Genomic DNA, 12032 nt, shown 5'->3' on the forward strand with positions numbered 1-12032 from the left:
CAGCAAGGAGACGACGCCCGTGGACGCATCACAGAACCGCACCCCGCTCGCCGAACGGCCCTGGCCGGGACTGGACGTCAGCGGTGCCCGCATCCTCGTGGCAGGCTTCGGCGTCTCCGGCTACGCCGTCGTCGACCAGACCCTGCAGCGCGGGGCGCACGTCGTCGCCGTGGACGGCAACGACAGCCCCGAGAACGAGGAGCGGGCAGAGATCCTCCGCGTCCTCGGCGCCGACATCCGGCTCGGCGCCGGCACCACCGACCGCCTCCCCGACGGCGACATCGACGTCGTCATCACCTCCCCCGGGTGGCGCCCCGACCAGCCGCTGCTGGCCGAAGCGGCCCAGCGCGGCATCCCCGTCTGGTCCGAAGTGGAGCTCGCCCGCCGCATGCAGCCCGAGGGCGGCCCCGCCTGGCTCACCGTCACCGGCACCAACGGCAAGACCACCGTGGTGACGATGCTCGAGCACATCCTGCGCACCGCGGGTATCCGCGCCGTTGCCGCGGGGAACGTGGGACTGCCCGTCATCGAAGCGGCACTGGACCCGATCGGGTTCGAGGTGCTCGCTGTTGAGCTGTCCAGCTTCCAGCTGCACTGGACGCAGAACCTCCACGCCGAGGCCAGCTGCATCCTCACCATCAGCGACGACCACCTCGACTGGCACGGCGGCGCCGACGAGTACGCCGCCGCGAAGGGCCGCATCTACGACCAGACCATCACGGCGTGCCTGTACAACCTGCACGAGGACCGCACCCGCACACTGCTGGAGGAAGCGGACGTGGTGGAGGGCTGCCGCGCCATCGGCGTCGGGCTCGGCACCCCGGGCCCGTCCGAACTCGGCATCGTCGATGACCTCCTAGTGGACCGCGCATTCGTGCCCGAGCGCCACCGGCAGGCCGCTGAGCTCACCAGCCTCACCGACCTCGCCCACCTCGGCCCCCACGGCGCCCCCGCTCATGTCGTGTTCAACGCCCTGAACGCGGCGGGCCTGGCACGCGCCGTCGGGGTGGAGCCCGCCCACATCCGTGACGGCCTGCGCACCTACAGTCCCGGTGAGCACCGCATCCAGGTGGTGCACCGCTCCGGCGGCATCACCTGGGTGGACGATTCGAAGGCCACCAACCCCGACGCCGCCCGCGCGGCCCTCGCCAGCGCCCAGTCCATCGTGTGGATCGCCGGCGGTGACACCAAGGGCGCCCCCATCGGCGACCTGGTCGCAGGAGCAGCCGACTGCCTGCGCGCCGTCGTCCTCATCGGCACGGATGCCACTGCCTTCACCGACGCGCTCACCGAGCACGCCCCGTCGGTCCCCGTGGTGCGCATCGACCCCGACCAGGAGGCCGACTCCGTGATGCGCGCCGCGGTCCGCGCCGCGCGCGAGCACGCCGCCGACGACGACGTGGTGCTGCTCGCGCCCGCCGCCGCCAGCATCGACCAGTTCCGCAACTACGCCGAGCGCGGCCGACTCTTCCAGCAGGCCGTGCTGGCAGAGGCAGGCGCCTGATGCCCGACGACCAGAGCACCTCCGCCCGCACCGTCCCCACCATCGTCCGTCCCACCAAGGACGAGCCGCTCGGCGACGTCCGCGGCAGCCTGAAGTCCGAAGTGGGGGCGTGGCTGCGCTCCCCCGCACTCGACTTCTTCGCCCTGCTCGTCATCGGGGGACTGCTCGTCCTCATCGGCCTGATCATGGTGCTGTCCAGCTCCTCGGTGGACGCCATCTCCAAGGGCCAGTCCGGCTACTCGGGGTTCCTCCGCCAGGGCGCGTACGCAGCCGTCGGCCTGGTCGCCCTGATCGTGGCGGTCGCGCTGCCGGCGCGGACCCTGCGCTCACCCGCGCTGCTGTGGGTGGTGCTGATCGGTGCGATGGCGCTGCAGCTGCTGGTGTTCACCCCGCTGGGCATCAACATCAACGGCAACCGCAACTGGGTGAGGCTCGGGCCGGTCACCGGCCAGCCCGCTGAGTTCCTCAAGCTCGCGCTCGCGCTCTGGCTCGGCTCCATCCTCGCGGTCAAGCGCAAGCGCCTGCGGGACGTCAAACATCTGATGATCCCGCTGGCCCCCGTGGTGCTGCTGTGCCTCGGGCTCGTCCTCGCCGGCCGAGACCTCGGCACCGTCATGATGATGGCGTTCCTCGTGGCGGGCGCCCTGTGGGTGGCGGGGGTGCCGAAGCGCTGGTTCATGATCGGCGGCGGCATCGCCGTGGTCGGTGTGATCGCAGCGGCCGTCATGTCGCCGAACCGTATGGCGCGCATCGACAACTGGCTGCACGGCGTCTGCGAAGGCGACTCCTGCTTCCAGGCGCAGAACGGCCTGGCCGCCCTCGCCGAAGGCGGCTGGTGGGGTGTGGGCCTCGGAGCGTCCCGCCAGAAATGGGGCCGCATCCCGCACGCCGACAATGACTACATCTTCGCCGTCATCGGGGAGGAGTTCGGCCTGCTCGGCACCCTGTCCGTGCTCGCACTGTTCCTCCTGCTCGGTCTCGTCCTGTTCCGCATGACGAGCCGCCTGCGGGAACCGGCAGCGCAGATCACCATCGCCGGCATCTCCTGCTGGATCCTCGGCCAGGCACTGGTCAACATGATGGTGGTGGCGGGCCTGCTGCCGGTGCTCGGTGTGCCGCTGCCGTTCGTGTCCGCCGGCGGCTCCGCGCTCGTCGCATCCATGCTGGCGCTCGGGGTGCTGCTCAACTACGCCCGCTCCGAACCGGGCGCCGATGCCGCGCTGCGGGCCCGCGCGGGCCTGTCGAAGCGCTCCGGCTCCGTCATCTCATCCGGCCATTCATCCAGGAAGTGACATGACCACCACTCGCACCGTCCTCGTCGCCGGCGGCGGCTCCGCCGGGCACGTCTCCCCGATGCTCGCCACCGCGGAAGCGCTGGTCCGCGACAACGACGACATCCGCGTGATCGCGCTCGGCACCGCCGCCGGGCTGGAAGCGGACCTCGTGCCCGATGCCGGGTTCGAGCTTCTGACCATCGACAAGGTGCCGTTCCCGCGCCGCCCCAACCTGGATGCGCTGCGCTTCCCGGGCCGACTCGCCGCGCAGATCCGCACGGTGCGGCGCCTGCTGCGCGAGCACGATGTCCGCGCCATCGCCGGGTTCGGAGGCTACGTGTGCCCGCCGGCGTACCTCGCCGGCGCCGCCGCCCGCATCCCGCTGATCATCCACGAGGCGAACAAGCGGCCCGGTCTCGCGAACCGGCTCGGGGCCCGCATCGCCCGCATCGTCGCCACCGCGTTCGAGGGCTCCACCCTGCCGAAGGCGGTCCGCATCGGCATGCCCATGCGCCGCGGCATCGCCCACCTGGACCGCGCGGCGCTGCGCGCTGAGGCACTCGAGCACTTCGGCCTCGCCCCGGACCGCCCCACGCTGCTCGTCACCGGCGGGTCCCTCGGTGCCCAGCGCCTCAACGCGGCGATCGGCGCCACCGCCCAGGAGATCGCGCAGACCGGTGCGCAGATCCTCCACATCACCGGCCGCGGCAAGTCGTTCCCCGTGGAAGCGGAGCACTACCGGCAGGTGGAGTACGTGACTCGGATGGAGCTGGCGTACGCCGCCGCGGACCTCGCCGTGACCCGTTCCGGCGCCGGAACGGTCAGCGAACTGACCGCGGTGGGCCTGCCCGCCGTGTACGTGCCGCTGCCGATCGGCAACGGGGAACAGGCGCTGAACGGGCAGGACGTGGTCGATGCGGGCGGCGCCCTCATGGTCCACGATGCCGACTTCACCGCCGACGCCGTCCGCTCCACGGTCATCCCGCTGCTCGCCGATGACGCCCGCCGCACCGAGATGGCCCGCGCCGCCCGAGGCTTCGGCATCACCGACGCCGCTGAGGCCCTCGCCGACCTGATCCGAGGAGAGATCCGCCGATGAGCACCGACTTCCTGGACACCCTGGAGCCGTTCGAGACGGGCACCCTGCATTCGATGCTGCAGCCGGGCGGCGTGGTCACCCAGCCGCACTGGCCGACGGATGCCGCCCCCTCCTCGATCCACGTGATCCGCATCGGCGGTGCCGGTATGAGCGCGGTCGCCCGCCTCGCCCTCGACGCGGGCCTGACCGTCACCGGGTCGGAATCGCAGGACGGGCAGTTCCTGCAGCCGCTGCGGGACCGGGGCGCCACCATCACCGTCGGGTTCGATGCCGACAACCTCACCGCCGACACGGACCTCGTGGTCGTCTCCACCGCCGTCCGCGCGGACAATCCTGAAGTCCTCGCCGCCCGGGAAGCGGGTATCCCCGTGATCCACCGCGCCGCCGCGCTCGCGGGACTGCTCGGCACCCGTCGGCAGATCGCGGTGGCGGGCACGCACGGCAAGACGACCACCACCTCGATGGCGGTGATGGCGCTGCGGGCAGCGGGGGAGGACCCCGCCTGGGCGATCGGCGCGGCGGTCCCGCAGCTGGGTGCGAACGCCGGGTTCGGATCCACCGACACCGCTGTCATCGAAGCGGATGAATCCGACGGCTCCCTCGTCGCGTTCAGCCCCGCCGCCGCGGTCATCACGAACTTCGAAGCGGACCACCTCGACTTCCACGGCACGGAGGAGAACCTCCGCGCGATCGTCTCGGCGTTCATCGCCCGACTCCATGACGGGGCACCGCTGATCGCCTGCGCCGACGATCCCGGCGCCCTCAGCCTCGCTGTGTCGGCCCGCGGGGCCGGTCATCGCGTCCTCACCTACGGGGAGCACCAGGACGCCGACTGGCAGATCCTCGAGGACCTCACCACCCCGGCGGGGGCGGCGGTCCGTCTCAGCCGGCCGACGGGGGCCGATGTGGAGCTGCGCCTCGCCGTGCCGGGGCGCCACAACATCCTCAACGCGACCGGTGCCCTGGTGGCCGCGGCGGAGCTCGGCTTCGAACCGGAGCAGGTGCTGGCCGGACTCGCGGAGTTCACCGGCGCCGCCCGCCGCTTCCAGCGCACCGCCACCATCGGCAGCATTGACGTCATCGACGACTACGCCCACCATCCCCGCGAAGTCGCCGCCACCATCGACGCCGCCCGGGACCTCGCCGGTGACCGGCCGGTGATCGCGGTGTTCCAGCCCCACCTGTTCTCGCGCACGAAGACGTTCACCCGCGAGTTCGCAGACGCACTCGCCGGTGCGGATCAGCAGGTGCTGCTGCCGATCTACCCGGCCAGGGAGGACTTCGACCCGTCGATCCGTTCGGAGGATGTCGCTGCGCTCGTGCCCGGTGGTGCGGCGCGGGTCGTGGAGAAGGGCGAGCTGCCAGCAGCCGTCGCCGACCTGGTCGGCGGCACGGGCGGGGCGGTCGTCCTGATGATGGGCGCCGGTGACGTGGTCGAGGAGACCGCGGCTGTCGCCGATGCCCTGCGCGCCGTCGGCCGCGACAGTTCCGACAGCACTGACAGCGCCGGTCAGGCCGACGGCCGCTGATGAAGCAGCCCCGGATCCGCCGCCCCAGCGGAGCGCCCCACACACCGCGGCGCCCCGTCGGCGACCAGCACCCGTCGGCCTCCGGATCGCACGCCGCCCCGGACCCTGCTGACTCGCAGCAGCGCGACCAGGTCGGCTCCGAGGTGGAGCGGCAGGAGGAGCCCACCACCCTCGCCCGCCGCTCCGGCTCCTCGCGCGTGGTCGACGCCCGCGACCGGTTCGCCTCCACCCATCGAGACGACGCCGGCGGCCGCGTCGGACTGCTGTCGCGCCTGCGCCCACGGCCCTGGCAGCGCAGCCGCCGCCCGATCGTCATCACCCTGCTCATCGCCGGTGTGCTGCTCGTGGCGGCACTGGCCGCGCTGCTGTTCATGCCGCAGTTCAAGCTCGAGGAGACCACGGTCACCGGCACCGGGTACGTCTCCGAGGAGTCCATCACACAGGTCACAGGCCCGCAGATGGGCCGATCGATCCTGCTGGCCGACACCTCCGGCGCGGCCGACGAGATCGCGACGATCCCCGGCGTGAAGGACGCCGAAGTGGACCGCGCCTGGCCGAACCGGCTGCGCGTCACCGTGACGGAGCGCGAACCAGCCGCTGTGGTGAAGAACGGCTCCGCCACCCACGTGGTCGACCTCGACGGCGTCGTCCTGCCCAAGGCGTCCGCGCAGGGGAAGTCTCTGCGCACCCTGACGGTGAAGGGCGAGGCGATCGATCCGGAGCGCACGCAGGAGGCGCTGATGGCCACCCTCACCACCATCGACCCGGCGCTGCTCAAGCAGGTGACGGGGATCGAGGCGAGCACGCCGTCGAACGTGACGGTGAAGATCACCACGGACAGCGGCCCCAAGACCATCATCTGGGGCACCGCGGAGGACGGCGAACTGAAGTCGAAGGTGGTGCAGGCCCTGCTGAAGCAGCCCGGATCCACGATCGACGTCTCCGCCCCGCACTCACCGACCACCCGCTGACACCGGCCGGCGCGCCCTGTGGAGGGCGGGCCGGCAGAGAACTGCTGTCAGACACGCATGCGAGAGTTGTTGCACTCACCTCGGCGGCAACTTAGCGTCGACAGTACGAAGAACGCAGCTGATTCCTCGACCTCAACTGGAGGTTGAGGGTTGAGAACCTCGGACGAAAGCAGGACCAACCCCGTGGACGGATCCCAGAACTACCTCGCAGTCATCAAAGTCGTCGGCATCGGCGGCGGCGGTGTCAACGCCGTGAACCGCATGATCGAATCCGGCCTGAAGGGCGTGGAGTTCATTGCGATCAACACCGACGCCCAGGCCCTGCTGATGTCGGACGCCGACGTCAAGCTCGACGTCGGCAAGGAGCTCACCCGCGGCCTCGGCGCCGGCGCCGACCCCGAAGTGGGTCGCCGCGCTGCGGAGGACCACAAGGAGGAGATCCAGGAAGCGCTCAAGGGCGCGGACATGGTCTTCGTGACCGCCGGCGAGGGCGGCGGCACCGGCACCGGCGGCGCCCCGGTCGTGGCATCCATCGCCCGCGAGATCGGCGCGCTGACCATCGGTGTGGTCACCCGTCCGTTCACCTTTGAGGGCCGCCGCCGCTCTACCCAGGCCGAGTCCGGCATCGAGACGCTGCAGGCTGAGGTCGACACCCTCATCACCATCCCGAACGACAAGCTGCTGCAGATCGCGGATGCCAAGATCTCCATGCTGGACGCGTTCAAGCACGCCGACCAGGTGCTGCTGCAGGGCGTCTCCGGCATCACCGACCTGATCACCACCCCGGGCCTGATCAACCTCGACTTCGCGGACGTCAAGTCCGTCATGCAGGACGCCGGCACCGCCCTCATGGGCATCGGCTCCGCCCGGGGCGACGACCGTGCTCTGCAGGCCGCTGAGCTCGCCGTCTCCAGCCCCCTGCTGGAGGCCTCGATCGACGGCGCCTACGGCGTGCTGCTCTCCATCCAGGGCGGGACCGACCTCGGCCTCGTCGAGGTGTCCGAGGCCGCGCGCCTCATCCAGGAGGCCGCGCACCCGGATGCGAACATCATCTTCGGCTCCGTGATCGACGACGCCCTCGGCGACGAGGTCCGTGTGACCGTCATCGCCGCCGGCTTCGAACCGAAGGGCGCGAAGAAGCAGGCCGACGAGGCCCGCGCCCAGCAGCAGGCGGGCCGTGTGCCGTCCTCCGGCGGCTACGGCTCCTCGGCCGCGGGCGGCTACGGCCAGTCCCGCCCCGCCGCTCAGCCGGCGCAGCCCTCGCGCTACTCCCAGCAGTCCGGGGGCTACACCCAGCCCTCCACCCAGTACGGCTCCTCCGAGCAGTTCAGCCAGCCGTCCGCGCAGGGCGACTACGCACAGGACCGTCAGCAGGACCAGCAGAGCAGTGCGTCGCAGTACGAGCAGCAGGGTCAGCAGAACCAGTTCGCTCAGTCGGCTCCGTCGGGTCCCGCGGCGTACGTGCCCTCCGCGTCCCCGCAGAACCGCATGGAGTCGGACTCCGTGGACCGCGACGATGAGACCGACCAGGACCAGCAGCACAGCAGCCCCTACTCGTCGGGCCCCTCGCGTGCGCAGGAGCAGCAGAAGCGCCAGCCGTCCGTCCCCACCATCGACGAGCAGCCGCGCCGCAGCGACGACGACCTGGACATCCCCGACTTCCTGAAGTGAGGATCGTCCACCAGTGACGACACCTGATCAGCCGTGGGCGCGGAGACCGGCCATTCCCGGACTCCGCGCCCTCGTCACGACCGTGCACGCCGGCAACCTCGCGCTCCACGCCGGGGCAGACCCGGGGGGCGCCCGCGCCGCCCGTGCCCGCCTGGAGGAGAGGATCGGCCGACGGGTGCTGTTCGTCAGCCAGATCCATTCTCCGCGCGTGGTCCGCATCGACCGCACCACCGACCTCGACGCCTTCGCCGCGGACCCGCCCGAGTGCGACGCCCTGGTCACCGCCCGCGATGACGTCGCGCTGGCGATGATGGTCGCGGACTGCATGCCGATCGCGTTCGCCGACCCCGATGCCGGTGTCGTCGGCGCAGCGCATGCGGGCCGCCGGGGCCTGCTCGACGGGGTCATCCAGAACACGGTGGCCGCCATGACCGACCTGGGAGCCCGGCCCGAGCGGATCCGCGCATCCGTTGGCCCATCGATCTGCGGCCGCTGCTACGAAGTGCCCGCGGACATGCTCGAGGAGGCGGTGCGCTCGAACCCCGCTGCGAGCGGCGAGACGCGGTGGGGGACGCCCGCTGTGGATCTGCAGTCCGGGGCGCGCTGGGCGCTGGAGCAGGCGGGGATCAGGGACGAGCACATGGAGCTGCCGACGGTGTGCACCCTGGAGGACGAGGACTTCTTCTCGCACCGCCGTTCGAGTGCGTCGGGACGGTTCGCGACCGCGGTGTGGCGGGACGGTTCAGCGGAGAATCCCGATTCTGCGCGACACGCCGCACAGCGATGAGGCGGCGCTCATGTCACTCATGTAATTTTCATGGTGGACCCACTGCACTCCCGTGCTTCCCCACGGGTCGTCACTTCGCGATGAGGGAGAGTAAAGAATGAGCGCAATGCGCAAGGCCATGGTGTACCTGGGGTTGGCCGACCAGACCGACGACGACCAGTACTACTACGATGACCTGGACTCCGCGGACCAGCAGCGACCGGCACCGGTGGCGGCCCGCGCGGTTGAGAACGACAAGGAACCCCTCGAGCGGGAGGCTCACGTGACCCCGATCCGTCAGCGCCAGCAGAACATCGTCTCCGTGGCGCCCTCCGCCGCGCCGGACGCCATGCAGCGCATCACCACGATCCACCCGCGCTCGTACAACGACGCCAAGAGCATCGGCGAGTCCTTCCGCGACGGCGTCCCGGTGATCCTGAACCTGTCCGACATGGACGAGGCCGATGCCAAGCGCATGGTCGACTTCTCCGCCGGTCTCGTGTTCGGTCTGCGCGGCTCCATCGAGCGCGTCACCAACAAGGTGTTCCTGCTCTCGCCCGAGTTCATCCAGGTCGATGGTGACGCCAAGGGCGAAGAGAACACGTTCTACAACCAGAGCTGAGGGACGTGACCACACTCCTCGGGCTGCTGTTCCTGGCGGTCTTCGTCTTTCGCACGCTGCTGATCGTCCGCATCGTGCTGGAGATCATTCAGTCGTATTCCCGCGGATTCCGGCCGCACGGCATCGTCCTGGTCCTGTTCGAAGTGGTGTACACGGTGACCGACCCGCCGGTGAAGGCGCTGCGCAAGGTGATTCCACCGCTGCGGCTGGGGCAGGTGTCGCTGGACCTGAGCGTGCTGGTGCTGTTCATCGCGTGCATGCTCGCCGAAGGCGCGCTGACCGGCCTGATCACCTCCGCCGCCTGATTCATGGGCCGACGGATTCAGGATTGACCAGATACTCTGTTCCCAAACCGATCTACTAGTCGAATGAGAAGGTGACCCCATGGCTCTGATGCCAGAGGATCTTGAGGAGAAGCGCTTCACCCCGGTTCGCTTCACCGAGGGCTACGACATGGACGAGGTGGACAACTACCTCGACCATGACGTCATTCCGCGTCTGAAGGAGCTCATCGAGGAGAACGAGCGCCTGAAGTCCCAGCTGGATGAGGCGCACAACCGGGTCTCCGAGCTCGAGTCCCGCGCCTCCGCCGCGCCGGCCGTGGACACCGCCTCCGAGACCGTCGTCGAGGAGGAGCAGGACACCGTCGCCGCTCCCGTGGCTGAGGAGCCCACCGAGGACACCGCCGCCGCGATGGCCGGCCCGGCCGCCTCCGGCACTTCCGACGCCGCCGGTCTCATCGCCCTCGCGCAGCGCCTGCACGACGAGCACGTCGCCAACGGCGAGTCCGAGCGCGACCGCCTCATCTCCGAGGCCGAGTCCGAGCACAAGCGCATCATCGATGAGGCGAACGAAACCTCCCGCACCACGCTGGAGAGCCTCGAGACCCAGAAGGCCGAGCTGGAGCAGGAGATCGAGGGTCTGCGCACCTTCGAGCGCGACTACCGCAGCCGCCTGCGCCGCTACCTCGAGAACCAGCTCCAGGATCTCGACACCAGCGAGACCCAGGAGTCGTCGGCCAGCCGAGGCCTGTGACCTCCCCCTCTGAGCAGCGCGGAAGCGCCGGGCAGCCCCTGCGGGCACCCGGCGCTTCGCGTCGTTGGCCGTCGGTTCTGCTCGCCCTGACCATCGGCGCAGCCGCGCTCATCGCGGACCTCGCCTCGAAGGCGTGGGCGGAGCGCACCCTGGCGCTGGGGGAGACCCGGCCGCTGGTGGGTGACCTGCTGCAGCTGCGCCTGATCTACAACAGCGGCGCCGCGTTCTCCCTCGGCTCCTCCGTCACCCCCATCATCACGGTCGTGCAGATCCTGATCTGCGTGGCGGTCCTCGGTTGGGTGCTGGTGAAGCTCGCTGACTGGCGCTGGGCGATCGCGCTCGGTCTGCTGGCCGGTGGGGCGCTCGGCAACATCCATGACCGCCTGCTGCGGGCCCCGAAGCCGCTGTACGGCGAGGTGGTGGACTTCCTCGAACTGCCGCATTGGCCGATCTTCAACATCGCGGACACCGCTGTGGTGACCGCGGCGGTCCTCATCGTGCTGCTGACCCTGTTCGGCGTCACCTCCGACGGCAGCGTGCTGGAGAAGGACGCTGACGGCAGCAGCGGCGCAGCGACCGGTGAGGACAGCGCCCCGTCCGGCTGCACCGCTGACGGTGAGGAGGTGCGATGAGCGAGCACCGCATGGTCATCGTCCCTGACGGGCTGCAGGGCGAACGGGTGGACGTCGGCCTCTCCCGCCTGCTCGGGGTGTCCCGCACCCGCGCCGCATCCCTCGTCACCGACGGCAAGGTCCTCGTGGACGGCCAGGTGCCTGTCCGCTCCGAACGCCTCCTGTCCGGTGCCCGCCTCGACGTGGAGATCCCGGGCCAGCGCACCGAGATCGAGGTCGAGCCGGAGGACGTCCACGGCATGACCATCGTGTTCGAGGACGCGGACATCGTGGTGGTGGACAAGCCCGTCGGCGTCGCCGCTCACCCGTCGATCGGCTGGTCCGGCCCCACGGTGCTGGGCGGCCTGCTCGGCGCGGGAGTGCGGATCGCGACCTCGGGCGCGCAGGAGCGGCGCGGCATCGTCTCGCGGCTCGACGTCGGCACCTCCGGTTTGATGGTGGTCGCCAAGAGCGAGATCGCCTACTCGGTGCTGAAGAACGCGTTCCGCAACCGCCAGGTGGGCAAGACCTACCACGCCGTGTGCCAGGGCCACCCGGACCCGATGCGCGGCACGATCGACGCCCCCATCGGGCGCTCGACCCGCCACGACTACAAGTTCGCCGTGATGGACAGCGGGAAGCCGTCGATCACCCACTACGACGTCGAGGAGATGTTCCCCGGCGCCGCCCTGATGCGGATCCAGCTGGAGACCGGGCGCACCCACCAGATCCGCGTGCACTTCTCCGAGTACGGGCACCCGCTCGTCGGCGACCCCCTCTATGGTGCGGACCCGACAATGGCGAAGGAGCTGGGACTGGTGCGGCAGTGGCTGCACGCGTCGGGGCTCACGTTCGACCATCCGACCGCCGCCAAGCCCGTCACATTCACCACCGAGTTCCCCGACGATCTGGAGACTGCGCTGGCGCGTCTGCGCGGAGAGTGACCTATC

General features: G+C 70.4%; 12 protein-coding genes. All 12 read left to right on the forward strand.

The genetic code is table 11. The features are described from left to right. Nucleotides 1–19: 19 nt before the first annotated feature. The 12 genes from murD (at nucleotide 20) to R3I40_RS01875 (ending at nucleotide 12026) form a co-directional block, all read left to right on the forward strand. Nucleotides 20–1504 carry a UDP-N-acetylmuramoyl-L-alanine--D-glutamate ligase gene (murD, locus tag R3I40_RS01820; protein WP_239375570.1) on the forward strand — a complete coding sequence of 495 codons (1485 nt, stop codon included), beginning with the start codon at nucleotides 20–22 and terminating at the stop codon, nucleotides 1502–1504. Next, the gene (gene ftsW / locus R3I40_RS01825) at nucleotides 1504–2796 is read left to right on the forward strand and encodes a putative lipid II flippase FtsW (protein ID WP_239375568.1); all 1293 of its coding nucleotides are present in this window, start codon (nucleotides 1504–1506) and stop codon (nucleotides 2794–2796) included. Before murD ends, ftsW begins: the two co-directional genes overlap by 1 nt. Before the next feature lies 1 nt (nucleotide 2797). After that, a complete protein-coding gene (gene murG / locus R3I40_RS01830) occupies nucleotides 2798–3877 on the forward strand; it encodes an undecaprenyldiphospho-muramoylpentapeptide beta-N-acetylglucosaminyltransferase (protein ID WP_183373515.1) in 1080 nt (359 codons plus the stop codon). Beyond that, entirely contained in the window at nucleotides 3874–5406 is a 1533-nt protein-coding gene (gene murC / locus R3I40_RS01835) for a UDP-N-acetylmuramate--L-alanine ligase (protein ID WP_239375566.1), read from the forward strand. Before murG ends, murC begins: the two co-directional genes overlap by 4 nt. Beyond that, a complete protein-coding gene (locus tag R3I40_RS01840; protein WP_239375564.1) occupies nucleotides 5406–6377 on the forward strand; it encodes a cell division protein FtsQ/DivIB in 972 nt (323 codons plus the stop codon). The genes murC and R3I40_RS01840 overlap by 1 nt, the downstream gene beginning before the upstream one ends. Nucleotides 6378–6560: 183 nt before the next feature. Further along, nucleotides 6561–8048, forward strand: a complete 1488-nt coding sequence (ftsZ, locus tag R3I40_RS01845; RefSeq protein ID WP_285262243.1) for a cell division protein FtsZ — start codon at nucleotides 6561–6563, stop codon at nucleotides 8046–8048. A gap of 13 nt (nucleotides 8049–8061) precedes the next feature. Continuing rightward, a complete protein-coding gene (gene pgeF, locus R3I40_RS01850) occupies nucleotides 8062–8835 on the forward strand; it encodes a peptidoglycan editing factor PgeF (protein ID WP_183373519.1) in 774 nt (257 codons plus the stop codon). A 97-nt stretch (nucleotides 8836–8932) separates the two neighbouring features. Beyond that, complete coding sequence (locus tag R3I40_RS01855) at nucleotides 8933–9436, forward strand: cell division protein SepF (protein ID WP_183373520.1); 504 nt, start codon at nucleotides 8933–8935, stop codon at nucleotides 9434–9436. A 5-nt stretch (nucleotides 9437–9441) separates the two neighbouring features. Further along, nucleotides 9442–9741 carry a YggT family protein gene (locus R3I40_RS01860; protein ID WP_183373521.1) on the forward strand — a complete coding sequence of 100 codons (300 nt, stop codon included), beginning with the start codon at nucleotides 9442–9444 and terminating at the stop codon, nucleotides 9739–9741. A 79-nt stretch (nucleotides 9742–9820) separates the two neighbouring features. Next, nucleotides 9821–10471, forward strand: a complete 651-nt coding sequence (locus tag R3I40_RS01865; protein WP_183373522.1) for a DivIVA domain-containing protein — start codon at nucleotides 9821–9823, stop codon at nucleotides 10469–10471. After that, on the forward strand, nucleotides 10468–11103 hold the full coding sequence (lspA, locus tag R3I40_RS01870) for a signal peptidase II (RefSeq protein ID WP_285262244.1): 636 nt from the start codon (nucleotides 10468–10470) through the stop codon (nucleotides 11101–11103). The genes R3I40_RS01865 and lspA overlap by 4 nt, the downstream gene beginning before the upstream one ends. After that, complete coding sequence (locus tag R3I40_RS01875) at nucleotides 11100–12026, forward strand: RluA family pseudouridine synthase (RefSeq protein WP_239375559.1); 927 nt, start codon at nucleotides 11100–11102, stop codon at nucleotides 12024–12026. Before lspA ends, R3I40_RS01875 begins: the two co-directional genes overlap by 4 nt. The last annotated feature ends 6 nt before the right edge of the window (nucleotides 12027–12032 follow it).

Origin of the sequence: Helcobacillus massiliensis (genome assembly GCF_033106145.1) — a bacterium.
GTDB classification, from domain to species: Bacteria; Actinomycetota; Actinomycetes; order Actinomycetales; family Dermabacteraceae; genus Helcobacillus; species Helcobacillus massiliensis.